This is a genomic window from Vibrio sp. KUL70 (assembly GCF_059725515.1).
The window spans coordinates 2081843-2106561 of sequence record NZ_AP045834.1 but is presented as its reverse complement, the minus strand read 5'-3'; the positions used below and the strand labels follow the sequence as shown (position 1 = coordinate 2106561).

Sequence of the window (24719 nt, the reverse complement as noted above, 5' to 3'; positions counted from 1 at the left end):
TGATAACCATTATCATTTTGTTGTGGTTGTATCATTTATTGAGGTTGTCGCCAAGACTGAGGCTGTTATGATCTTGAGACTCCATCAAAATGAAGCGTTTTATGATCCCGTTAATTTATCATCCAATCTATTCACAGCTCCCTTTGCCTGAAGGACATCGCTATCCAATTAATAAATATCGACTTCTCTACCAGGCTGTCGAGGCCAAACGAGCAGAATTTTCTAATTGGCATCAAGCCTTTGAGCTGTTTGAACCGCAACCTGTATCAATAGAGCAGGTAAAACACGTTCATAGTGCAGAGTATGTTGATTTGCTCACTAAGGGGCAGTTAGCCGCTCCTAAAATGCGTCGTATAGGTTTTCCTTGGAGTGAGCAGCTTATCGAGCGAACGCTCTGTTCTGCTGGTGGAACATCTCTATCTGCGGAAATGGCGATTGAGCACGGAATAGCCATTCATTTAAGCGGTGGTTATCATCATGCTCATCATGATTTTGGGAGTGGTTTTTGTCTGTTTAACGATTTGGTCTTAGCGGCGAAACATGCGCTGAGCTTTGAACATATCGAAACAGTTTTGATCGTTGACAGCGATGTCCATCATGGTGATGGTACTGCAACTCTATGTCAGAATGAGCCCGATATCGCGACACTCTCTTTTCACTGCGATAAGAACTTCCCAGCGCGCAAGCCATCCTCTGATTTTGACGTTCCTCTATCGCGCGAAACAGAAGACGCAGAGTTTTTAGCAAGCTTCGAGCAAGTGACGCAAATGGCTTTGATGCACTATCAGCCAGATTTGATTATCTACGATGCGGGTGTTGATATTCATGTAGATGACGAGCTTGGATATCTGAACGTATCGACTGACGGTATCTATCAACGCGATTGTTTGATGTTAGAGATGGCAAAGAGTCATGATATTCCGATCGCTTGTGTCGTCGGGGGAGGATATCGTTCACAGCACCAAGACTTAGTGCCGATTCACATGCAGCTGCTGAACGCCGCATACAAGGTTATGAGCTAGATTCTCTTGCAAAAGAAACGAAAAAAGCCGCTGATTTCTCAGCGGCTTATTCAAATGTGGTGGAGGGATAGGGATTTGAACCCTAGAACCGCTATTAACGGTTGCCGGTTTTCAAGACCGGTGCTTTCGACCACTCAGCCATCCCTCCGATGGCGCGTATAATATAAAGCACACTGACGGTTGTAAACCCCTACAAAGAGCGTTTGCTTTCTTTATGAGCGTTTATACTTGTTTTTTTGTTTGACTGTTGAAAACGTGGCCAAATGAGTTTGTCGGCTTGAAGAGTGGTGAATGGTGAGTGAATACTATTTTCCACGAGCTCACTGAGTCTCTAAATGTAGAAAGAGGGTAGTGAGTCATAGATAAGAGAGTTTCATAGCGCAGAAATGAAAAAAGCCGCTGATTTCTCAGCGGCTTCTAGAATGTGGTGGAGAGATAGGGATTTGAACCCTAGAACCGCTATTAACGGTTGCCGGTTTTCAAGACCGGTGCTTTCGACCACTCAGCCATCTCTCCAGTGCGGTGAATAATATAAGGCATCCTTGGGCTTGTAAACCCTTAATTTTCATTATTTTGTTTGAGTGCTCGTTTTATAAACATTAATGATAATAAAAAAGGAAGCGCTCGCTTCCCTTTTATTGATCAACCTATATTTGACGGTATTTTAATCGTTCTTAGTGTAGAAACGTTGTAGCTCAGTCAAACCTTGCATCAACACAGGCAAGCGAGGGCTAGCGTCTTTTAGGCGCTTGTAATCTTTGTCGTAAAGCTTGTAGTTACCAAATTTGTCGATAACCGTAGTTTGTTGTGTCGTAATGAGTGCAAGTTCACGAGAATCACCAGCTAAAATCCACTTACGCTTTCTCTCGTCAAATAGGTTGCGACCACTACTGAAATCGTTTGGATTCGACGAAACGCCCAATAAATCCTGCAATAGAGTCACTGATAAGTCTAAATGGCTAGAACGGTGAGTATACTCTGATGCTGATTTTCCTGGCCAGTGCATAAACATTGGTACTTGAAGTTGATAACGACTGTAGTTTGAGTTTGCACCCCAACTGTTCGTTTTCGTCTCGTTAAACTCAGTACCGTGGTTGGAAGTGATGATCACAACCGTATTTTCAGTCAGTGATAACTCTTCCAGTGTTTGGTAAATCGTTTGTAGCTCATTGTCGGCTGCCATTGCGGACTTTTGATAGTCTGCTCTGAAGCGCTCAACAGCACTCAGCGTTTCATTGCTGTCACTCTCGTAGTTGGTGAAATAGTCGAGTGTCGTCAGTTCGATAAAGCTAAACCAAGGTGCGTTAGCTTCAGGGGATTGCACCCATTCCGCCCATGCATTGATGGCACTTTGATCATCGTGGGTCGCTTTACCCTCTTCGACATTTCTACCTCGGAAGATGATTTCTGAGAACATCGCATCTTCGAAATGATCACCACTAAAGGCAGAAATGCTGTAGTTGTGGTGCTCTAGAACATCGAGCAAGACTGCGTTAGAGCCTTGTGACTTAATACTGCTTGAGTAGCTGCTTGGTAGCCCATAGAACAAGCCAAAAATACCGAACATATCATTACTTGAACTGTAATGATTGGTGAAGTTAATCCCTTCTTGGGCATATGCAAAGCTGTTTGGCATCACTTCGCTGTTCAAGGCATCGGCACGCAAGTTGTTGACGCTGACTAACAGAATATTAAGGTCAGCACTGCGGCGGTTGTATTGAATTTTTTCCAGTGGGTAGCTAACAAGATCGACATTGTCTGCACTTGCTTCACGTCGCTCTAGGTACTCTTCACGATCAAGAAGTCCATGTTTCTCCATGAAGCTCTTGGCTGTCATAGGGTAGGAGAGCGGAAAGTTGGCCTTTTGACTGGTAATCGGGTTATAGAAGTATGCATCCGCCCAGATGTAGGTCAGATGGCTACTGATAAAGCTTAAGAAAAACACAGCGGCGATAGGACGGCCGACATGTTTGTGTGACAGTTTGCGCTGTTTACGCCATACCCACTCAGAGAGAGCAAGTTGAAGCATGAAGATCAGCGGCATAACGATGAAAAGGTGCTGTAAGTCTGAGCTAAATGCAGTCTCTTCTTCGCTAAATAGCACCTCCCAAACGACAGGTGTCAGGTGAAGGTTAATGCTTTGATAGGTTTGCGTGTCTATTAATAGAACAGTTAATCCGATTGTTGCGAAGCAGACGGCAACAAGTCGGAGTAACTTTCTTGACGGCAATATAAAGGTGAGGGGAAACAGCACCAATAGGTAGAGCGCGAACACCAAAAAACCGAAGTGACCAACCCATGAAACGGCGAGATAGAACTGTCCCAATAGAGTTTCTGGCCAAGCTGATTGAGTGATATAACGAGTACCGATCAACATCGCAGCAATGATGTTGAAAAATGCAAACCAATGACCCCAACCAACCAGTCGAGATACACGATCGCTATATGAGTTTGCGCTGTCTACCATTTATTATTCTTTTATCCGTCAGTCTATCTTAGTGAGACTTCTTTTCGTCAAGCGAAGAGATTAGTGCCTCGGCAAATTTTTCAGCAATTCCTTTGCGTTGTGAAGCAGCAACGTTCTGATTTAAGACATTGGTTGCGATATTTCCGGCGATCATCAGTGAAAGTTCTGGTGAAGCTTTGTGCTTAGACAGTACAGCACCTACTTCAGCTAGGATGTTTTCAACTTGTTCATCTGTGTATTTAGATATAATCGGCATAAGGACTCTAATAATGATAGTAAAAGCGGCTTATGATAACCTACAATTCACGACAACTGAAACCTGAACGATAATATTTTCATTATGAGCCTTCATCTTTCCAACGTAATTTTACACCAGCTGAGCAAGAACGATCAGGATGAACTGATTGTTAACTTCCGTGCTGAGTCTCTCGACAACGATGCTTCATCTGAAAGCTTAGTGGCTGAACTGCATCGTGTTTTCAACTCTAAACCTGGCAAAGGGTTTGGTTCATTTAAGTCCGACAGCGAATTTCAACAGTGGTTACATGAACTTCGTAAGGGCGAGACAAATTTCTACGATTTCTCACAAAAAAGTGCTCAACGTCTGAAAGAAGAGCTCTCAAAATACCCATTTGCTGATGAAGGTACACTGGTTTTAGCAGAATATCAGTCGCTTGCGACAGATTACCTATTCATCGGCCTACTGCCATCAAACCAGAGCCTCAAAGTGACCGAAGGCCTTGATATCAGCGCGACAGACTACCTAGATATCTCAAAAATGGACATTGCGGCTCGCCTTGATCTGTCGACTTATGAAACGGATAAAGAGTCGAACCGCTACCTTGCCTACATTAAAGGTCGTGTTGGCCGTAAAGTGGCAGACTTCTTCCTCGACTTTTTGCAAGCTGAAGTTGGTTTGGATGCCAAGCAACAGAACCAAGTGCTGATGCAGGCAGTAGAAGATTTCGTTTCTGACTCTAAATTAGAGAAAGAAGAAGCGATCAGCTACAAAAAACAGGTAGCTGATTACTGCAATGAACAACTAAAAGCGGGTGATGAGGTTCAGGTACGTGAGCTTTCTGGAGAGCTTCCTCCAAGCACAGACGGTACTAGCTTTTTAGATTACACCAGTGAACAGGGCTATGAGCTTGAAGAGAGTTTCCCTGCTGACCGCGCGACAATGCGCAAGCTGACCAAGTTTGTTGGCGCAGGTGGTGGCTTGAACGTAAGCTTTGACAGTTTGCTGCTTGGAGAGCGTATTTTTTACGATCCGGAAACAGATACACTGACGATTAAAGGTACACCACCGAACTTACGTGATCAGTTGACTAGAAATAAGTCATAGAGTTAAGTTAAACATGAGTGGCAGCAGGACGCTGCTACTCCACTTGTTTTGGGGCTCTGTTGCCCCTGTCGATGCCTGTCTCGTCGAATCATTGAACCACAACAAGGAATGTCGATGGAATTATCTATGAGACCACAGTCTGCAGTGAAAAGAACAACAAAAATCATAGCGGTTGTTTTTATTGCTTGGCTTATCCCAGCCCTGATGCTACTGAACTTAAGTCGTGCCTATAACCAGTCACTCGAACAGATTGAAGAGCTAGGCATCCGTGTGACTGAACTTAGGCAGTCACTCTATTTTTCAGAGCCACTTCGTGTCTCAAGAATCAACGACATGGCACTTGATGCTCAACTCGTTTATTCACTAAGATTACAAGTTGAATCCGATTACAAAAACGCGTGGCTTCGCCCAGATGTAAACCAACTGCTTTACGTTGTTGACCAGTTCTTAGAAAAGTTTAATGAATTTATACCGATAGAGAGTCAGGTTCAGTATCTGGTCGAAGATATTAAGGCGTTGAGAAGTGATTCAAATACTTCTGAGCAAATGCAGTCACTGTTGAATCAGTTCGGTACTGTCGTGTTCCAAGCCATGTATTCAGAAAATCATACCTCTTCTTCTATCTACCGCGCATTCGATTCAATCTTAGACCGCTCCTATCAGTTGGGTGAGGGGGAACAAGACGCGATGCAACAACTGCTCGCGGATGCTGCTTCACTATTGGGAAATTACGCTCAACTCAATTACTTGGTTGATAGAATCAAAAAGAACTCTGTCAATGAGCAGATTATCGTACTGGAAAATCAATACTACTCAGGTCAATTTTATATATTGACCTCACTGGCTGTTTTAAGTGTTCTTGCCTTCGGCTGTTTGGCTTTTGTGCGCCTTACATCGGTCACATCTGCAGCATATGAGTATAAACAACCACTGTCTGATGACAACCAGTCGATTGATACCTCATCCACACAGAATTCAGAACCGCAAGAACTCAAAGGCTATGTGGAAAGTGATTCAACCTCCGCTGAAAGTGAGCACAAGCCGACGATTGAGACTTCAACTTTTGAAGAAAGGACAAGTGAGAGTACTGTGGTTGAGGCGGGTGGGTCAGTGTCTAATCATCCAATATCGACACCGGTTGCTGATTCAGTAGCGGTGGAAAATGTGATTCCACTGCAACAGAAAGAACAGAGCGCTGCATTTATCGATATAGACAATGACAATCCAGTGATTGAAATAGAGGAGATGCTTGAGACTCTAGATGGTGATCATGAATCGGTGATATTACTTTTGAGCGTGTTTGTGGAAGACCATGCCAATGATTTCAACAAGTTCATGGAGCTAAAAACCGACGATACAGTGGCAGCAGCCCGTGTTGTGCATAGCTTAAAAGGTGTCGCTGGTAGTATCAAAGCATCAAGATTGGCTAAAGTTTCGACCCGTGTTGAAGCTAAGATGAAAAAGTCTGAGCCGATAGAGGAAAGCGAATTGCAAGAATTGGAGTTCGCCATTGATGCGACGGTAGAAGCGGCTAAAGATCATATATCCCAACACGCATAAAGAACCGCGCAAATAAAAGAGCAACGACACTGGTTTCTTTTTAAGGAATAAACTAAGTGTGGTTGCTCTTTTTTCATTTGAGGGAGAGCGAGGTTAAGCTTGTTGTTTGTTCAACTCTAGCGTTTCTTCAGTTTCCGCTGTGGATGCTGTAGGTTCACATTTATCTACAAACCATCCCATGTAAGAGGTCACGATAGTTACGATAATACAGATGAAACTCAACCACATGAACGGAGCGTAAGACAGAGTGGCAACGCCCAGAATACTCGCCATGTAGATACCGTTATCACTCCAAGGAACCATACCAGAGGTAAGGGTGCCACCAAACTCTGCGTTACGTGATAGGTTCTTACGTTGGTAACCTAGACGGTCGTAGTTTTTAGCACAGATTTTCGGAGTAAGGATCAGAGAAACGTACATTGCAGAACCAAATACGTTACCCATGAAAGCCGTACCAATGGTGCTGGTGGCGAGTGAACCTGCGCTCTTTACGCGGCGCTCAAACACTTTTGCAATTGTCTCTAGTACGCCCACTTTATCGAGCAAACCACCAAAGCCCAAACCAAACACAATCACGGCTACTGAACCTAGCATTGAAGACATGCCACCGCGGTTCAAGATTGAATCGATAAATTCGACACCGGAAGAGATAGAGAACGGAGCCCAAGCTGTATTAAATGCCGTCAGGAAGTCGATCTCTTGAATCATCACTGCCCAAATAATACCAAGCAGAGAACCGAAGCTAATCACTGGGAATGAAGGCATACGGAATGCAAGCAGCCCCAATACAATTAGAACAGGAACGAAAGAGTAAGGGGTGATGTAAAATTGTACTTCCATCGCCTTGATCACAGACTCAACTTGGCTCATGTCAACGTTGCCTGCATAGTGGAAGCCAAACGCTGTAAACATAACGCCAGTGATGATGTAACTGATGAGCGCAACTGGCAGCATACCTTTAATATGCTCGACCACTTCTACGTTAGACATTGAAGAAGCAAGGATGACTGAGTCAGACAGTGGAGACATCTTGTCACCAAAGTAACACCCCGAAAGTACAGCACCTGCAGTTATTGGGGCTGGAACACCTAAGCCTTGTCCAATACCCATCATCGCAATACCTGCTGTACCTGCAGCGCCCCACGAAGTGCCCGTCGCGAGTGCTGTTAATGAACAGATGATCATTGTCGCGAGTAGGAAAATTGACGGGTGAATTGCTTTCAAACCGTAGTAGATAATGGTCGGAACAATACCACCAGAGATCCATGTACCAACTAACGCACCTACCGCTAAAAGTATTAAAACAGCGCCTAAGCCATTAGAGATCCCATTGAGTGCGGCTTTTTCTAAGTCTTTGTATTGATGGCCTAGTCGAATACCTAAAACCATGATGATAAACCAACCGATGTACAGCGCGAGTTGGATAGGAAGATCAAGCTTCGCTGTAAAAGAAAACGCGAGGGACAAAAATAGCCCTAACGAAATGAAAACCTGCATCAAGTTCGGTAGGCGAGTTTTACTCTGCTGCATAAAAGCCTCTTATTATTTCGAGCATTATAGTGCTTCGTTATAGTGTGGGGGTACGAATTGGACACTACATTAATAAGATGATTATATCGAAAAATAACATTAAAGTTGTGATACTTAACTAATTACTGTCTCGTTTTTAGTATCAAAAACTGGTTATTTGTTAAATTAATGATTTAATAATGTTGATTTTTGTTGCACGTTATTTTCGTCATGTGAACGATTATTTCGTATTTTGGCTTTTTGTAGAGATAACTTCTGACTGGAATTTGTTCGTATTGATTTTAGTTTGAGCTACATGGTCGTTCGAAAACCTGAGAAAAGACATTTGGTGTGTGCTTTCTGTACTTTAGCTGAGTGAATCTGATCCTAGATAACTCGTATATTCATTACGTTCACCGAAAAGAAACGAAAAAGTTACACTTTTTGACAAAAAGCACTTGAGTTCTGTTACTGAAAAACTAAAGATGGGGGAGTAAATTAATTTTTAAACATGGAGAGTTCGAGATGAGAGTAGGTCTAGTTGGTTGGCGTGGTATGGTTGGTTCTGTACTAATGCAACGTATGGTGGAAGAACGAGACTTCGACCTGATTGAACCTGTTTATTACAGTACATCTCAAATCGGTATCCCAGCCCCTGTTCTTGGTGGTAAAGATGCGGGTCTACTGCAAGATGCATTCGATATTGATAGCCTAAAGCAACTTGATGCTGTGATTACATGTCAAGGCGGTGACTACACATCAAAAGTTTACCCGGCATTGCGACAAGCAGGTTGGAAAGGTTACTGGATCGACGCAGCATCTACTTTACGAATGGATGCCGATTCTATTATTACTCTTGACCCAGTGAACTTGGCGCAAATCCAACAAGGCATTCACAGTGGCACCAATACGTTTGTTGGCGGCAACTGTACGGTCAGCTTAATGCTTATGGCGCTAGGTGGTCTTTACGAAAAAGGTATGGTTGAGTGGATGAGCGCAATGACGTACCAGGCAGCTTCTGGCGCGGGTGCTAAGAACATGCGTGAGCTGATCTCACAAATGGGTGTTATCAACGACAGCGTAAGCTCTGAGCTTGCTAACCCTGCGAGTTCTATTCTTGATATCGATAAGAAGGTTGCAGACACCATCCGCTCAGAATCTTTCCCGACAGATCAATTTGGTGCGCCTCTTGCAGGTTCACTAATCCCTTGGATTGATGTGAAGCGCGAAAATGGCCAGAGCAAAGAAGAGTGGAAAGCGGGCGTTGAGGCGAATAAGATCCTCGGTCTAGACGGTCAACCGATTCCAATCGATGGGACTTGTGTACGTATCGGTGCGATGCGTTGTCACGCTCAAGCGCTGACCATCAAGCTTAAGCAAGACGTTCCAATGGACGAGATCGAAGAGATCATCGCAACGCACAATGACTGGGTTAAATTGATTCCAAACGAGCGTGATATTACGGCTCAAGAGCTAACACCAGCGAAAGTAACAGGTACTATGTCTGTACCTGTAGGCCGTCTACGTAAGATGTCTATGGGTAACGACTTCCTAAACGCATTCACAGTAGGTGACCAACTACTATGGGGTGCTGCAGAACCTCTACGTCGTACTCTACGCATCATCCTTGCTGAGAAGGCGTAATTAGTAAGATTACTAAAGCTCTAAGAGTCAAGAAATCCAAAAGGGTTGACGATAAACGTCAACCCTTTTTAGTTTTTGATATCCCGTTGTTCGGCACCAAATCTGTTCTTAAAACCTTTCGCATCTCGCCGTTCGAATCCCGAATCCGCTCCTACTCAATCCTCAACCACAACTCGTTTATCAGGATCAGCCAATTCACCACCGCAATATTTGCAATGAAGGGCATCTGAGTCGTGGCCTGAGCGATTGCAGTTGGGGCATTTCACTAGCTGTTTATGCGCATTCATTTCATTGCTCAATTCAGCGGTAATAATGCCAGTAGGTACAGCTAGGATTGAGTAACCTAATAGCATGGTTAGCGATGCAATGGCTTTGCCGAGCACGGTTTGTGGAACGATATCGCCGTATCCAACCGTTGTAATTGTAACAATGGCCCAATAAATACTTTGGGGAATGCTAGTAAATCCATTCTCAGGCCCTTCGATAACAAAGATAAGCGACCCAAAAATGGTAACCAAAATTCCAACTGTACTAAAGAATATCAGGATTTTACGCCTAGCCATCAGCAGCGAACGCAAAAGGATGTTAGAGTCTTGCAGGTAGCGAACGAGCTTTAGGATGCGGAATATACGCATTACCCGCAGCAGCCTGACCACGCCCATGAACGATGCACTAGGGATGAGTATCGCTAAATAGGTGGGCAAAATCGCAAGGAGGTCAACAACGCCATAGAAGCTGGTGGCATAAGATTTAGGATTGGGTGAGCAATATAGTCTCAATAGATACTCAATGGTAAACAGCGCGGTAAATGTGTATTCAATGTAACGCAGTTCTTGTGACCAATTTGTCATCATAGGCAGTGATTCAAGAATCAAAACTACTAAAGAAGCAATGATCGCTACGAGCAATGAGATATCAAAGACACGCCCTGCTCGGGTGTGTGTACCAAAAATGATGATATATAGGTGATGTTTAAGAGAGTGTCGAGACATGATGGTAAAGAGTACTTTTTATAATGACCTACTCAATATCATACTTGGTTGACATAAATGAGGCGAGTGAAAGCCTATACTTTACTCGCCTCGATATCGGTATCAGCGCTGGTTAAACGTATTCTTGATTACGCTAAACCAGGGAATAGGTTACGAAGGCCATTGGCGATGAACTCAATACCCAGAGCACCAAGGATCAGACCCATGATACGTGTGATCACGTTGATTCCAGTTTGACCTAGGAACCTTACAATCACGGGTGCGGAGCGGAACAGTAACCATGAGCAAATTGCAAAAGCGACGATACTGATACCGATACCTATGGTGTCAATGGCTGCTGGGTAGCGAGAACCGTAAACAATAGTTGAACTGATCGCACCTGGCCCTGCCATCAGAGGCATTGCAAGAGGGACAACACCGATTTGCTCGCGGCTAACGTATTCCGATTTTTCTTGCTTGTTCTGCTTATCTTCACCCAACTTGCCGCTCATCATTGAAAACGCAATGCTAAGAAGCAGTAAACCACCGGCAACTCGGAACGAGTCCAAAGATATGCTGAACATGTCCAACAGCATTTGTCCTGCTATTAATGACACAATCAATATAACCGCTACTGCGACGTTAGCCTGTAGCGCTGTTCGATTTTTCTCTTCAGGTGGCATATGAGCCGTGAGAGAAACGAAAACAGGCATGATACCGATAGGGTTTACAGCAGCGACAAGCCCAAGGAAGAATTGCAGAAAGATTGCGAGTTCTAAACCTTGCATGAGAGCGATCTCCAGTTAGCGTGAATAGTAAAGTGACGTTGATCTGACTTATATCAGAGTGCGTAATGTAAGGGACAAATTCAAAGAGTGCGAATGAAAAAAACTAACCTGAAAAGGGGGCTGGTTTTTAGAAAAACTAATTGAGTGATAGATCTGTAATTTGAATGTTGCAATGTGGTATTTCGTGTTTCGTATTGTAATTTGATTTGAACCAAATGTTAGCTCGCGCACGCTTTTAATAAAAATTATGACAGTTTGTCATCCGTTGCAATGGGATGGATATACTCTCAGTAGCACAATTTTTGCCGTGTACATGTAATTGAGCTGATTAAAAATGAAACTTTTTTACAGAATATGACATTAATTAGAAGAAAAATATCTATGTGCTTGTTTTTTATACGAGTGTAAATTGTGATATTAGTCTATATAAATCATGAGTTTATGGATATTTTTGCGATTGCCTTACCACTTATTGGTTAATTCTTTTTGGGTAACTGATCTGGGTCAATTTTTTTCACACAATGAAATAATATACTCAGTTCCGAAAGCAATTTACTAAGAACGCTGTTGGCAACCGAGTGACGACACAGTGAAATTAATAAAAAGTTTTTAATATTTATTATTTTAGGAGATCCACCATGCCTGTAACTAACTTAGCTGAACTAGATGCTCTAGTAGCACGCGTTAAAGCAGCACAAGAAGAGTTCGCAACTTTCTCTCAAGAAAAAGTAGATGCTATCTTCCGCGCAGCTTCTCTTGCAGCTAACCATGCTCGTATCCCGCTAGCTCAACAAGCGGTAGCAGAATCTGGAATGGGTATTGTTGAAGATAAGGTAATCAAAAACCACTTCGCGTCAGAATTCATCTACAACAAATACAAAGACGAAAAAACGTGTGGCATCTTAGAAGAAGATGACAACCTAGGTACAATGACTATCGCAGAACCTGTAGGTATCATCTGTGGTATCGTACCAACCACTAACCCAACTTCTACTGCGATCTTTAAGTCTCTTATCTCACTTAAAACTCGTAACGGCATCATCTTCTCTCCACACCCACGTGCGAAGAACTCTACAAACGATGCAGCGAAACTTGTACTAGACGCAGCAGTAGCAGCGGGTGCTCCAAAAGACATCATCGGTTGGATCGACCAACCATCTGTAGAGCTTTCTAACGCTCTCATGAAGCACGACGGTATCGCACTTATCCTTGCAACTGGTGGTCCAGGCATGGTTAAAGCAGCATACTCTTCTGGTAAGCCAGCAATCGGTGTAGGTGCAGGTAACGTTCCTGTAGTTATCGATGAAACAGCTGACATCAAACGTGCTGTCGCTTCTATCCTAATGTCTAAGACTTTCGATAACGGCGTAGTATGTGCTTCTGAGCAAGCAGCTATCGTAGTTAGCGAAGTATACGACGAAGTAAAAGAGCGTTTCGCTTCTCACAAAGCTCACGTCCTATCTAAAGCTGACGCTGACAAAGTACGTAAAGTACTTCTAATCGACGGTAACCTGAACGCGAAAATCGTAGGCCAACCTGCTCCAGCAATCGCTGAAATGGCTGGTGTTAAAGTTCCTGCAGACACTAAAGTTCTTGTAGGTGAAGGCCTTGGTAAAGTATCGATCGATGACGAATTCGCTCACGAGAAACTGTCTCCAACTCTAGGTCTATTCCGTGCTGACAACTTCGAAGATGCGGTAGCCCAAGCGGAAACAATGGTTGAAATCGGTGGTATCGGTCACACATCTGGTCTTTACACTAACCAAGACGTTAACGCAGACCGCATCCGTTACTTCGGTGACAAGATGAAGACTGCACGTATCCTTGTAAACATCCCAACTACTCACGGTGGTATCGGTGACCTTTACAACTTTAACGTAGCACCGTCTCTAACTCTTGGTTGTGGTTCTTGGGGTGGTAACTCTATCTCTGAGAACGTAGGTCCTAAGCACCTTATCAACAAGAAAACTGTAGCTAAGCGAGCTGAAAACATGTTGTGGCACAAACTACCTAAGTCTATCTACTTCCGTCGTGGTAGCCTTCCAATCGCAATGAGCGACCTAGAAGGTAAGAAACGCGCATTCCTAGTAACTGACCGTTTCCTATTCAACAACGGTTACGCTGATGAAGTAGTTAAACTGCTTAAAGAGCAAGGTATCGAAGTTCAAACATTCTTCGACGTAGAAGCGGATCCAACACTATCTGTTGTTGAGAAAGGTGCAGAAGCAATGAAGAGCTTCCAACCTGACGTAATCCTAGCTCTAGGTGGTGGTTCACCAATGGATGCTGCGAAGATCATGTGGGTAATGTACGAGCACCCAGAAACTCACTTCGAAGAACTAGCAATGCGCTTTATGGACATCCGTAAACGTATCTACAAGTTCCCTAAAATGGGTAAGAAAGCTGAGCTTGTATGTATCACTACAACTTCAGGTACGGGTTCAGAAGTTACGCCATTCGCGGTTGTTACAGACGACAAGACTGGTGCGAAGTACCCACTAGCTGACTACGAAATCACGCCAAACATGGCTATCGTTGATGCTAACCTAGTAATGAACATGCCTAAGTCTCTAACAGCATTCGGCGGTTACGATGCAGTAACTCACGCTCTAGAAGCTTACGTATCTGTTCTTGCGAACGAGTACTCAGACGGTCAAGCTCTACAAGCACTTAAGATGCTTAAAGAGTACCTACCATCAAGCTACGCGAACGGTGCAAACGACCCAATCGCTCGTGAGAAAGTACACAACGCAGCAACTATCGCTGGTGTAGCATTCGCGAACGCATTCCTAGGTGTTTGTCACTCTATGGCGCACAAGATTGGTGCTGAGTTCCACCTACCACACGGTCTGGCGAACGCACTACTAATCTCTAACGTGGTACGTTACAACGCGAACGATAACCCAACTAAGCAGACTGCATTCTCTCAGTACGACCGTCCACAAGCACGTCGTCGTTACGCTGAAGTTGCTGACCACCTAGGCCTAAGCCAAGCTGGTGACCGTACTGCTCAGAAGATTGAACGTCTACTAGCATGGCTAGACGAGCTGAAAGGCGACCTAGACATTCCTAAGTCAATCAAAGAAGCGGGTGTTTCTGAAGCTGACTTCGTAGCTAAGCTTGATGAACTAGCGGTAGAAGCGTTCGATGACCAATGTACTGGTGCGAACCCACGTTACCCACTAATCACTGAGCTTAAAGACGTACTACTAGCGTCTTACCACGGCCAAGCTTACGTTGAAGGCGAAACTTTCGAAGGTACTACTGTAATCCTTAAGAAAGCTGACCAAAAACCAGCAGAAGCTAAAGCACCAAAAGCTAAAAAAGAAAAAGCTGACGCTTAATTAGGTTCAGTTTTGAGATAGATTTTCGCTAGCACGTTAATCTACAATCGGGAAAAGAGCAAAGCCCCAGTCGAGAGACTGGGGCTTTTTTTAGGTTCATCGCGGCTTTCCGGGGAAAGCCGCTTTTATCTTCAAGAAGAAGTAGTCAGTATCTCGATAACCATATCCCATTCGCTTGATTAGCTTTATCTTGTTGTTTATCCCTTCAAGCGTGCAGGTATTTAACGGATAACTTGCCGATGCGATAACCCCGTGAAGATATGGTCTGAGTTTTCGTGCGAACTCTTTTAATGGCTTGATCCCACTCTCTTGCACTTGTTCCCACCACGCGTCCCAGAGCCCCTTAGCGTGCCCTTCTGATTCACAATACCAAAGCTCTTTGAGTTGTGCTCCGAGTATATATGTGGTCATTAAGTCCTTATTGATATTCAATATTTCACTAAGATAGCTTTCTTGGCGTGTATTTAAGTTGCCTCTATTTTTCAGCAGTACCCAGCGTGAACGCTTCACCCATTGCCTCGCTTTTTTGTCTTGCTTAAGTTTGTTAGCTTGGTCGACTCTAACTCTATCCATCACCTCGCGACCGAACTTAGCGACAACATGGAATAAGTCGTAAACGATTTTTGCGTTCGGACAGTGCGCTTGAACTTCAAGATCGAAAGCCGTATTCATGTCCATCGCGACGGCTTCGATATTTATCCCATGCTCGCCTAATTGCTCGAAGAACGGTCGTATGTCTTTGCGGCTACGACCTAATCCTATCCAAATGACTTGGTGAGTTTTAGCATCAGCGATGACCGTGGCATATCGATGTCCTTTAAAGATGGCGAACTCGTCCATGACGAGTTGCCTTAGATCTTCCCATTTTATTGACGGTACAACTTGTCTAAGCCGGCGTTTATCTATCTCTTTAATTGTGTGCCAATGAACGCTCGTTAACTGGGAGATATGCTTAATAGGGAGAAGAGGTAATAGTTGTTCTATATAGCTTTTTAGGCGCTTCGTTATGCGAGCATAAGGCTCTAACCAAGATAGAGACTCTGTTTTTATGCCGCAGTCGCGACACTTAATCCTTCGAGTTTGAACGGAAAGTTCAACTGGAACACCGAGTAACATGGCATCCTTTACATGACGCCATTGATACTCATGGATAGCTTCGGCTTCAAGACCACAGAGGCATTTAGCTTCAGAGTTAGGTTTAAGAGTAAGGGTAATAAGTGTTGCTGTCTGGTGAGACTTTACTATTTGAAAGCCTTCCCAGAATGAAGATAGGAAAGTATGATTCGGCATGGAAACGGTAGTTTGTGTATGATTTTTGTTTGGCGACTAAACCATATCACTTACTACCGTTTTTGTTTTAAGTTCCCGCTAATCCGCGATGAACCTTTTTTTAATGTACAAGTATGAGGTTTTGAGTGTGTAATCGTTGTAGGGAGAGGATGGTTTGGTTGTAGGGATTTTCCTACATAATTCAATAAAATTAATAAAAATCAACATCTTATAAATCCCGCTTCAATGCGGCCAAATTGACTTGCTTTGGCTAGGCGGTAATCTACCTTTCTTAGTTAAGTTTGGTATTTTTATGCGTTCGTTAATTCTTTTAGCATCCCTCATTGTTGTCTCTTTTTTTTCTTATTCTCAAACAGAAAATCTAACCTTCAACTCTCAAGAGCGTGAGTTTATTGCAGAGCACCGTGTTATATCTGTTGGTTTGCTACCAAATACATGGGCGCCATATTCCACAAGTTACGAATCAGGTACTTCTTTTGGGATCAACAATGACTATATGAAGAATATCGCTCAAATACTAGGTTTTGAGCTTGAATATCAGCCTTACCCATCAGTCGATGCTTTATTGGATGCGGTAGAAGCAGGCAATGTAGACATTGCATTAGGTGTTCGATATACAAATGAAAGGAGCAATGTGTTCCTATTTTCAGAACCTTTTTTTAATGGCAGCGTAGCAATCTGGTACCGCAATAAAAAAGCACAATTCATCTCTCCACAGTTATTGAATTGGAGCTGTGTTAAAGGCTCTTTTTATTGTGAAATTCTCGAAGAGAAAAAAATACCGAACATTATATCAGTCCAGAATTTTGACCAAGCTATCACATTAGTAAATAGCGGAGCTGTTGATGCAATTGCTGCCAATTTTGTCTCTATCAACTCCTACCTCAATAATCATGATGTTATTCGAGGCGTTGTCGAAACTCTAGACTGGTTAGAGACAGATACACTTCATGCCATTGGAAATAAAAATCAAAAACAGCTGATTGCATTGATAGATAGAGTGCTTAAAAAAGAAAGTAAAGGCCTAAATCAACCTTCTATACGTTCATTGAACCCTTATCACTTGAGTGAGCAATTAGCACGTACTTATAAGCAAGTCCACAAGAGCGATATTGAATATTCAATGCAGTTTGATCTATACCCACTGTCATTTAAAAACTCAAAAGGTGAGGTAGACGGCTATTTCCATGATTTTATGGAGTTATTACAAGCAAGATCAGGCATACAGTTTTCATTCAAGCAATCAGATCATTACACCGCATTACAAATGCTAGAGAGGGGAGATATCAAAGTTTCTCCTATCGTGAAAGGTATGAAGATTGATAATGGAAAATACATTACGTCAGAGCCTTTTTTTACTCAAGTATATTGGCCTGTTATTAAAAACCCTGGGTTCGTGGCTAGGATGCTTGAACCGAAAAATAACAAGTCAAAAGCTGGGGTATTAACTAACTCAAGTTCCAAAAAATTTTCATATATAAAAATGGTTGTGAAGGGTGAAGTCGTTCCCTATAACGACGTGCAAGATCTTATGAAAGATCTCACTGACAACAAGATAGATATTGCCTACTTACCACAGGACATAACGCAATCATTAGTAGTACAAGATAGAAACGATCAATTCTTGCTTGAGCCAGAGAATGCGATTGAGCTTGATCTTGTTTTTGCTATGAAGAAAAACGACGTATTACTACAAGCGTTAATAAACAGTGTACTAAATACTATTGATAATAATGAAGTCGAGAAACTAAAGCATGGGTATCGCCAATTTAAAGTTGTGCACGGGTTTGATAAGCATGATGTTTATATCATCGCTGGTGGCGTGTTGTCGTTTATTCTTTTTGTGGGCACGTTAATCTATTTTGCAATCGCAAACCTGAAGTTGAAAATGCGAGTCACACAACAACTGGCAGAATCAGCTGAATCAGAAAAAGAGTGGTTGAGAAGCATCATAGAAGAGCTACCAAGCACGATTTTCATTCAAGATGAACAGGATGAAATTGCACAAAGTAACTGTAAATCATACTTAGATAACGAGTGTTTAGGCTGCTCATTATTATCTCAAAACAGTAATGATAATCATGCTGTGTGTAGTACTCAACAACTCATCGAAAGTAGTGGGTCAGTAACAGACAGTTGCCAAGCTCAGAGTTGTGCAATTGGTATCGAACAGTTTGAAAGGACGAGGAAAAACCTTAGCTCTCCGGTCAGTGGTAAAGGTTATGTGCTTTCTATTCTTAATGATGTGACAGAACAAAAGCAGTATGAAGAGCAATTGATAGAAGCTAAAAAAGCTTCAGAGCTTGCAACGCAAATGCGAGAGCAATTTCTCGCAACAATGAGCCATGAGTTAAGAACCCCAATCGCTGCCTTAAGTAGTTCTCTAGAGATGATTGAGCGTTATAACCAAGATGAGAGCATCGCGCTTATCACCCCGCTGGCAAAGCAATCCTGTGTGCACTTGAACCGCTTGGTCGATGAAATACTGGATTTCTCAAAGCTTAATGCCAATGAGCTTTCAATTGAGCCTACAGAGCTGAACTTTGTTCAACTGATGAATGAAACGACTAAGCCATTTGAATCTCGGGCCTTGGACAAAGACCTACAGTTTGATGTCGATGTGACTTCGAATGACTCAGATCTCATCATGATTGATGGTGTTAGGCTAACGCAAATCGTAAACAACTTACTTTCGAATGCTATTAAGTTTACTCAAGTGGGAAGTATCAATGTACGCAGTTACATTTCTGAAAGCGCGTTGCACCTCATTGTCAAAGATACTGGGATCGGCATGTCTACATCTCAACTCAATGATGCATTTAAGCCATTCACACAGGCCGATAATTCAATTGAACGCAGCTATGGAGGAACAGGGCTAGGTTTAAGTATTGTCGAACAACTTGTCACTAATATGGGGGGGGGAATAATGGCTGAGAGCGCCTTAAACCACGGTACTTCCATCAAAGTGACAATACCTATTACAGTCGTAACTAAGCGTGAATCAGATGAAGCTTCTAGTGTGAAACCAGTTACGCCAATAGCCGAGCAGCTAGAGTTCAAAGCACTTAATTTGAAGGTTCTGGTTGCAGAAGACAACGCGATTAATCGTCATTTAATGAAAATTCAGTTGCAAGAAATGGGTATTACTCCTGTTGTTTGTGTCAATGGGCAAGAAGCATACGCGCTATTGACTCAGCCTGAAAATAACTTTGATGCACTGATTACGGATTGCCATATGCCAATACTTAATGGATATGAATTGGCGTTTATTATTCGTTCAAATGAAAAGTTAGCTGATCTCTTCATTATCGGTTGTACGGCAGAAGATCCGAGATTAACTGAAAAGAAAAATGGACAGAATTCCTTCGATATCCTTCTTCATAAACCTTATGGAGTTGATGAGCTATATCAGCCTTTGAGTCATGTGCAAAACATAAAAAACCAAAAATTGAAAGGATTGCGACAGGAGACTGGATGGCTGGACTCGTTCTCCAAGCAGAAAGCGATCACCATTGCCAACATATTTGAGACCTCCATGGAAGAAGATCTTAAGGCGTTAACCTTGGCCGAATCAGAAAAAGAAATACGCTCAATCGCTCATAGAATTAAAGGTGGCTGTTTCGCTGTTGGTGTTGAGGACTTGGGAAAGTGCGCTAGCGAATTAGAAACAGCGGTTACCTCAGAAATCGGTACTCGCAGGCAAGAATTAAAGAGACAAATGAATATTGAAATTACTAGAGTTAAATCGTGGTGTAAAAAAAATGGATAACATAAAAATACTCATAGTCGACGACCAGCCATTGCAACTTCATGTTTTGGAGTGGGTTTTACGTGATGTAGGAATAACTGATGTCAATAGTTGCTTATCAGGGAGAGATGCGATTCAACTTGGTGAGAAAAATAAGTACAACTTGATATTTGTTGATCTTAACATGCCAGATATTGACGGAGTTGAACTGCTTGTTGAATTAAGTGAAGTTGGATATAGCGGAGGGATAGTCGTATTAAGTGCGGTTGATGCTTCGGTTTTAAATACGGTTGGTTACCTTTGCCAACAATTGAAATTTGACTTTGTTCGAGAGCTAAGTAAGCCTTGCCAAAGTGATGATTTGGAGAAGTTACTCAATGACTTTGTCAATAGCCGACCAAAGCAAGGGAGTATGGAAGACTTGTATTTACCTAGTCAGTTGGAGTTGAAAGAGGCAATTAGTGAAGGACAATTGATTAACTACTATCAACCTCAATTTGATTTCAATAGTAAGAAACTTGTTGGTGTAGAAGCCTTAGTTCGTTGGGACCATCCACAGAAAGGTTTAATTCCTCCGTATGTGTTTCTTACGCAAATAGAAAAATTTGGAATGGATAATGAATTGTTTGATGTCGTGCTAACTAATGCCCTTACGGATATTTCTTTAGGCTACATAACTTGTTCTGTATCCATCAATGTTGGACAAGCCAACATAGACAGCTGTCACTTTTCTGACCATTTACTCGGCTCTTGTAAGAAATTCAATGTAGATCCTGCAAGCTTAATCATTGAATTAACTGAAACAGACGTTTACAACGATAGTATTAATATACTCAAAAACTTAGCTAGGTTACGGTTACATCGAGTAGGGGTATCGATTGACGACTTTGGCACGGGTTATTCATCGCTCATTAAACTGGCACATTTGCCTTTTACTGAGATGAAAATTGATAGAGGTTTTGTTACTGATTGTATTAATGATGAAACTAAAAAAACCATAATAGAAGCAATCGCCAATCTAGCAAGAAAATTACATATTCAGACTGTTGCCGAAGGTATAGAAGATCAAAACACTTGGAATCTGGTTCACCAGTTCGGTGTAGATATTTGTCAAGGGTATTTCACGGGTAAACCCGTTCCGATAGAGGAATTAACACCTTTATGTTCAGTAATCGGGGAATGAAAGTTGTGATACATAAAGAGTTAGTGAACTGCTTGGTGGTAGACGACCATCCATTAGTATGTGTGGCCATTGAAACATTATTAAACAGTATTGATTATATTGAGTCCGTAACAAGTGTTAACGATGGAATAACAGCACATAAAATATTAAAAAATAAACCCATTAACTTGTTAATTTTAGATGTGAATTTAGGTGATTCTGATGGTTTCGACCTCTTGAGAAGAGCCAAAGCTCATGGCTATAAGGGTAAAGTATTGTTTATCTCGTCGAGCGATAACGCCATTCACATCAACACTGCATTTAAAATGGGTGCCGATGGCTACCTATGTAAATCAGAAAACTTTCACCTAATCTCGGATGCAATAGATAGTATTGCAAAAGGATATTCTATTTTTAAGTTTAGAAATAATAACAATAATTCAGGTAAGGCCGAACTTTCGAAAAGGGAGATAGTAGTATTTAACTACTTAGTTCAAGGTAAATCAAACAAGTATATAGCGGACGTATTGTCATTGAGTGCCAAAACGGTTAGTACCTATAAACGAAGAATATTGGATAAATATAAAGTAAATAGCATTGTAGAACTGATCAAAGCGAGCGAATGTTAAATGAGGCCCTTGATGAAAAGACTGAGGGATAACTTAGTTAACTCTCTTTTGCTATCACTGTTCATATCTGTATTTGTGAATTTTTATACAGTAAATGATTTTATTGAAAAGGAATCAGTAAAGTTTCAATCAATCAAAAATTCATTCATTGGCAACAAATCAAAACTTATACTTTTAGGGATGTTGACTGAGGAGGCAATAAGTTCCTCGAATACTCAAAAAGAACAAAGCGGAATATCGATAAAAGGTTCATCTGCTATATATCAATATGGTGCAACTAACTCTGAATTATCAGCGCAAGAAGCCATTATTTATGACACCATGAATCACATGGTAAAACTTGATCCTCAGAGCATTGAATCGAACATAACGATACTCTATCGCTCTTTTAAGACCCGAAAGCTCTTTTCTACCCGAGCCTTTGATGATTTAGTTGTAAAAGAGGACGCTTTTTCGCTCGAAAGATGCGAGGTCACCGGAACTTGCACGCTGAATGCGACTGAGAATCAACTCATTGACCGCGTGATTGTCTCGCCTATTTATCGAGACTTGCTATCAAACCGTGCGACGCTGAGTATTACAACGCCAGTATACTATTCTGGAGAAATTATTGGTGAGTATCTGGTTGATATATACGTAGACGGTAAAGAAATTTTAGAAGGTAAAGAGATCTCAACTCGTGAAAAAGGTATTTATAATGCGACAGTTATTGAAGAGCGCGATTACCCATTCTCTGATTTTTCTTATGTATTGGAGTTCGTTACAGATAATCGCTCTCTGTTAATCTACAAAATCCCCTTCACAAAACTGGTTGTTGATACACTTTGGATAAATGGCATAATTTTCTGCTTTGTCTTTACTTTACTCTGGAAGGTGAATGAACTTGGAATAAAACGAGAGAAATTGAAAGATGCAGAAAGGGTAGCAACTAGGGATGAGTTAACAGGTTTATATAATAGAGCTATTTTTAGAGATGAATCATTTATGCAGTTAACCGATAAATATTCTCTATCTATACTTGCTATTGATGGAAACAGAATAAAAAAAATCAATGATACCTATGGTCATGCTGTAGGTGATGAGGCGATTAAGCATATATCTTCATGTATGAAACGCATTTTTAGGGAAAGTGACTACCTTATTCGAACCGGAGGAGATGAGTTTTTGGCTCTGTTGCCCAACTGTAATGTGGATATGGCCTATATTCTTGCGGAAAAACTCAATAATTCGGTCGCTTCTTCACAGGTAGCTTTTCGTCACATTAACATCAGCATTAGCATAGGTGTTGTAGAGCAGCATATTGGTGAATCATTAGAATCTGCAATTAGCCGAGCAGATTCAGAGTTATATAAGGAAAAAAACAACTATGAAGAGAACGACGCACCTATGGAGAAGAGTACTCAGTTAAGTTAAGCTATACGTAATCGATTTCGTTATTGGAATTAATAATGATCAACGACTTGAATTACAACTTTCTACGAGAACTTTCTTTACTTTACCGATACAGAAGTATGAAAGCCGTCGCGAATACACTGGGGGTAACCGAAAGTGCTGTAAGTAAGCGCTTAGCTCATTTAAGAGCTCATTTTGACGACCCATTATTTGTGAGAGTTGCGGGGGTACTAGAACCAACGCATTTTCTCGATAGTATTATGCCTGGGGTGAATCAAGGCTTAGAGTTACTTAATCAATCATTAAACCAGACGAAATCATTTGTTACTACTGAGCATAACGAAACTATCCGTATCGCCATTCACTCTTTAACTATGGAGCGGTATGGCTTAGAGATCTACAATGCGATAAGAGCAAAGTTTCCCAACCCCATGATCTCTATTGAAACTTGGTCATCTCAAACTGAAAATGACATTTTGGATAACCGTGTACAAGTAGGTATTAACTTTTTCAATGAAGCGCGTAGAAAGTCTCTTTATCAAGCTCGTGTCGTTGCAACAAAAGCCACTGTCGTTGTTTCCGCGACTAGCGATGTGAATTCATGGGAAGAAGCAGTCAAACTTCCGTTTATTTTTTTTCGTGTCCCTGGTTGGAATGACGAGCATCACCGATTTACCGATGAGTGTGCAAAAAAAGGGATTTTCTTTGATTATCAAGCAAAAACCGATGATATCGCCGTGGCGTGTCAGTTAGTGAATCAAAATGGCATGGCCGTGATGAGCCTAGAAAGCGTCATGGAAAATTCTGACTTTAAGAGTATTGAGGTTCCCAGTAAATTTGCATTTGAGGTTCCTATTGTTACTTGCTGTCGTTTAGTAAACCGAACTAACCCATTACACGATGCGTTGATTCGTATTATCAAGGAAGTTATCGTTTAGTGGGCACTATTCAGTGAGATAATCTCATTAATTTTGATGAGTTCAACTACCGTTGAAGCTGAAAACTTCGCGAGCACGCGAGACTTATATGTGCTGATGGTTTTTTCACTTAAGAAGAGTATTTCAGCTATCTGCTTATTGCTGTAACCTTTGACGAGGTACTGAAAAACGGTCAGTTCCCTACTTGAAAGATCATCAGGGCTGATGTTGAAATCTGATTCGCTTTGCTTGAATAAATTATAGCCACGTAAAACATGTAACATTGCATCGCGAACAATAAAGGTTGGCTCTGTTTTACTCACATAGCCATTCGCCCCATTCTTTTTCGCTAAAGCGGAATGTAGGTTGTAATCAAACTTTGAGATAAACAGAATCTTACCTTGGTAGCCTGTTTGTTTTGCCCTTTTCATCAACTCAAATCCACTCTCTTGACCTAACTCCACATCCACTGTTAACAAGTCGAAGCGTTCCTTTTTAAGTAGCGATAAAGAGTCTGCAATGGAGCTAGATTCTTTCACTTCAGCGACATTTTCTAGGCTAAGTAATTGTTGGGTTAGTGTCTCTCTTACGAGTGGAAAACTGTCAATAACTAAGCAACGTTTAGGTTGAGTGTTTAACATTTTTAATCTCTGTGGATGCAGGAAATGGTGAATATATCGAATTTATAAAGGAATGTTTGGAAGACCTCACTTGACGAAATGGAAAGATCGCGAGTGAACGTTTTTCTAGAGATAAAGATAGAGATAGAGATAGAGATAGAGATAGAGATAGAGTGAAAGTGGGTGGTGCATATTTCGGAGCATTCCGATCAGTCATTTCGGGATTATCCGATCGCCCATTTCGGTTTAAACCGATCGCCGATTCCGCGATTATCCGATCACTTTTAGCCTAACTCCGAAATCAGCGATCG

The 24719-nt window shown here is 41.9% G+C and carries 17 protein-coding genes and 2 tRNA genes; 10 read left to right on the top strand and 9 right to left on the bottom strand.

The annotated features are described in order from the left end of the window. The first annotated feature begins 101 nt into the window (after positions 1 to 101). A complete protein-coding gene (locus AC6I7V_RS09130; protein ID WP_498010724.1) occupies positions 102 to 1022 on the top strand; it encodes a histone deacetylase family protein in 921 nt (306 codons plus the stop codon). Positions 1023 to 1079: 57 nt separating this feature from the next. Here AC6I7V_RS09130 and AC6I7V_RS09125 read toward each other — a convergent pair. The 4 genes from AC6I7V_RS09125 to AC6I7V_RS09110 form a co-directional block, all read right to left on the bottom strand. Then, positions 1080 to 1170, bottom strand: a tRNA-Ser gene (locus tag AC6I7V_RS09125). A gap of 277 nt (positions 1171 to 1447) precedes the next feature. Then, positions 1448 to 1538, bottom strand: a tRNA-Ser gene (locus AC6I7V_RS09120). Positions 1539 to 1686: 148 nt separating this feature from the next. After that, complete coding sequence (locus AC6I7V_RS09115; RefSeq protein ID WP_255230303.1) at positions 1687 to 3489, bottom strand: DUF3413 domain-containing protein; 1803 nt, start codon at positions 3487 to 3489, stop codon at positions 1687 to 1689. 28 nt (positions 3490 to 3517) lie between these two features. Beyond that, positions 3518 to 3745 carry a YejL family protein gene (locus AC6I7V_RS09110; RefSeq protein ID WP_032551972.1) on the bottom strand — a complete coding sequence of 76 codons (228 nt, stop codon included), beginning with the start codon at positions 3743 to 3745 and terminating at the stop codon, positions 3518 to 3520. A gap of 84 nt (positions 3746 to 3829) precedes the next feature. Between AC6I7V_RS09110 and yejK the strand changes: the two genes are divergently transcribed. Both yejK and AC6I7V_RS09100 read left to right on the top strand, forming a co-directional pair. Further along, entirely contained in the window at positions 3830 to 4834 is a 1005-nt protein-coding gene (gene yejK, locus AC6I7V_RS09105) for a nucleoid-associated protein YejK (protein WP_255230304.1), read from the top strand. A gap of 114 nt (positions 4835 to 4948) precedes the next feature. Then, entirely contained in the window at positions 4949 to 6394 is a 1446-nt protein-coding gene (locus AC6I7V_RS09100; protein ID WP_498010723.1) for an Hpt domain-containing protein, read from the top strand. Between the two features lie 93 nt (positions 6395 to 6487). Here the strand turns inward: AC6I7V_RS09100 and nhaC are convergent, their stop codons facing one another. Further along, the gene (gene nhaC, locus AC6I7V_RS09095; protein WP_498010722.1) at positions 6488 to 7924 is read right to left on the bottom strand and encodes a Na+/H+ antiporter NhaC; all 1437 of its coding nucleotides are present in this window, start codon (positions 7922 to 7924) and stop codon (positions 6488 to 6490) included. A gap of 504 nt (positions 7925 to 8428) precedes the next feature. Here nhaC and asd point away from each other — a divergent pair. Continuing rightward, on the top strand, positions 8429 to 9547 hold the full coding sequence (gene asd / locus AC6I7V_RS09090; protein ID WP_498010721.1) for an aspartate-semialdehyde dehydrogenase: 1119 nt from the start codon (positions 8429 to 8431) through the stop codon (positions 9545 to 9547). A gap of 155 nt (positions 9548 to 9702) precedes the next feature. Here the strand turns inward: asd and AC6I7V_RS09085 are convergent, their stop codons facing one another. Together AC6I7V_RS09085 and AC6I7V_RS09080 are read right to left on the bottom strand one after the other, a co-directional pair. After that, positions 9703 to 10539: an ion transporter gene (locus AC6I7V_RS09085; protein ID WP_498010720.1), complete on the bottom strand. Its 837-nt coding sequence runs from the start codon at positions 10537 to 10539 to the stop codon at positions 9703 to 9705. A gap of 128 nt (positions 10540 to 10667) precedes the next feature. After that, positions 10668 to 11306 (bottom strand): YchE family NAAT transporter, encoded by a 639-nt coding sequence (locus tag AC6I7V_RS09080; protein ID WP_255230309.1) that lies wholly within the window; start codon positions 11304 to 11306, stop codon positions 10668 to 10670. A gap of 638 nt (positions 11307 to 11944) precedes the next feature. Between AC6I7V_RS09080 and adhE the strand changes: the two genes are divergently transcribed. Then, on the top strand, positions 11945 to 14650 hold the full coding sequence (gene adhE / locus AC6I7V_RS09075) for a bifunctional acetaldehyde-CoA/alcohol dehydrogenase (RefSeq protein WP_498010719.1): 2706 nt from the start codon (positions 11945 to 11947) through the stop codon (positions 14648 to 14650). 96 nt (positions 14651 to 14746) lie between these two features. Here the strand turns inward: adhE and AC6I7V_RS09070 are convergent, their stop codons facing one another. After that, on the bottom strand, positions 14747 to 15940 hold the full coding sequence (locus AC6I7V_RS09070) for an ISL3 family transposase (protein WP_255229689.1): 1194 nt from the start codon (positions 15938 to 15940) through the stop codon (positions 14747 to 14749). A 292-nt stretch (positions 15941 to 16232) separates the two neighbouring features. Between AC6I7V_RS09070 and AC6I7V_RS09065 the strand changes: the two genes are divergently transcribed. Genes AC6I7V_RS09065 through AC6I7V_RS09045 form a run of 5 tightly spaced genes read left to right on the top strand, consistent with a single transcriptional unit; the run spans position 16233 to position 23809 of the window. Continuing rightward, entirely contained in the window at positions 16233 to 19709 is a 3477-nt protein-coding gene (locus AC6I7V_RS09065; RefSeq protein WP_498010718.1) for a hybrid sensor histidine kinase/response regulator, read from the top strand. Next, complete coding sequence (locus tag AC6I7V_RS09060; RefSeq protein ID WP_498010717.1) at positions 19702 to 20871, top strand: EAL domain-containing response regulator; 1170 nt, start codon at positions 19702 to 19704, stop codon at positions 20869 to 20871. The genes AC6I7V_RS09065 and AC6I7V_RS09060 overlap by 8 nt, the downstream gene beginning before the upstream one ends. After that, a complete protein-coding gene (locus tag AC6I7V_RS09055; protein WP_498010716.1) occupies positions 20868 to 21479 on the top strand; it encodes a response regulator in 612 nt (203 codons plus the stop codon). The genes AC6I7V_RS09060 and AC6I7V_RS09055 overlap by 4 nt, the downstream gene beginning before the upstream one ends. 12 nt (positions 21480 to 21491) lie before the next feature. Next, positions 21492 to 22892 (top strand): GGDEF domain-containing protein, encoded by a 1401-nt coding sequence (locus AC6I7V_RS09050; protein WP_255230315.1) that lies wholly within the window; start codon positions 21492 to 21494, stop codon positions 22890 to 22892. A 35-nt stretch (positions 22893 to 22927) separates the two neighbouring features. Further along, a complete protein-coding gene (locus tag AC6I7V_RS09045) occupies positions 22928 to 23809 on the top strand; it encodes a LysR family transcriptional regulator (protein WP_498010715.1) in 882 nt (293 codons plus the stop codon). Here AC6I7V_RS09045 and AC6I7V_RS09040 read toward each other — a convergent pair. Next, positions 23806 to 24429, bottom strand: a complete 624-nt coding sequence (locus AC6I7V_RS09040; RefSeq protein WP_498010713.1) for a LuxR C-terminal-related transcriptional regulator — start codon at positions 24427 to 24429, stop codon at positions 23806 to 23808. The two genes, AC6I7V_RS09045 and AC6I7V_RS09040, sit on opposite strands and share 4 nt — an antisense overlap. Positions 24430 to 24719: the final 290 nt, after the last annotated feature.

Bases quoted from the DNA above. Each gene is read 5' to 3' on its own strand.
- AC6I7V_RS09130 (WP_498010724.1), top strand. From the start codon at position 102: ATGATCCCGTTAATTTATCATCCAATCTATTCACAGCTCCCTTTGCCT.
- AC6I7V_RS09115 (WP_255230303.1), bottom strand. From the start codon at position 3,489: ATGGTAGACAGCGCAAACTCATATAGCGATCGTGTATCTCGACTGGTT.
- AC6I7V_RS09110 (WP_032551972.1), bottom strand. From the start codon at position 3,745: ATGCCGATTATATCTAAATACACAGATGAACAAGTTGAAAACATCCTA.
- yejK (WP_255230304.1), top strand. From the start codon at position 3,830: ATGAGCCTTCATCTTTCCAACGTAATTTTACACCAGCTGAGCAAGAAC.
- AC6I7V_RS09100 (WP_498010723.1), top strand. From the start codon at position 4,949: ATGGAATTATCTATGAGACCACAGTCTGCAGTGAAAAGAACAACAAAA.
- nhaC (WP_498010722.1), bottom strand. From the start codon at position 7,924: ATGCAGCAGAGTAAAACTCGCCTACCGAACTTGATGCAGGTTTTCATT.
- asd (WP_498010721.1), top strand. From the start codon at position 8,429: ATGAGAGTAGGTCTAGTTGGTTGGCGTGGTATGGTTGGTTCTGTACTA.
- AC6I7V_RS09085 (WP_498010720.1), bottom strand. From the start codon at position 10,539: ATGTCTCGACACTCTCTTAAACATCACCTATATATCATCATTTTTGGT.
- AC6I7V_RS09080 (WP_255230309.1), bottom strand. From the start codon at position 11,306: ATGCAAGGTTTAGAACTCGCAATCTTTCTGCAATTCTTCCTTGGGCTT.
- adhE (WP_498010719.1), top strand. From the start codon at position 11,945: ATGCCTGTAACTAACTTAGCTGAACTAGATGCTCTAGTAGCACGCGTT.
- AC6I7V_RS09070 (WP_255229689.1), bottom strand. From the start codon at position 15,940: ATGCCGAATCATACTTTCCTATCTTCATTCTGGGAAGGCTTTCAAATA.
- AC6I7V_RS09065 (WP_498010718.1), top strand. From the start codon at position 16,233: ATGCGTTCGTTAATTCTTTTAGCATCCCTCATTGTTGTCTCTTTTTTT.
- AC6I7V_RS09060 (WP_498010717.1), top strand. From the start codon at position 19,702: ATGGATAACATAAAAATACTCATAGTCGACGACCAGCCATTGCAACTT.
- AC6I7V_RS09055 (WP_498010716.1), top strand. From the start codon at position 20,868: ATGAAAGTTGTGATACATAAAGAGTTAGTGAACTGCTTGGTGGTAGAC.
- AC6I7V_RS09050 (WP_255230315.1), top strand. From the start codon at position 21,492: ATGAAAAGACTGAGGGATAACTTAGTTAACTCTCTTTTGCTATCACTG.
- AC6I7V_RS09045 (WP_498010715.1), top strand. From the start codon at position 22,928: ATGATCAACGACTTGAATTACAACTTTCTACGAGAACTTTCTTTACTT.
- AC6I7V_RS09040 (WP_498010713.1), bottom strand. From the start codon at position 24,429: ATGTTAAACACTCAACCTAAACGTTGCTTAGTTATTGACAGTTTTCCA.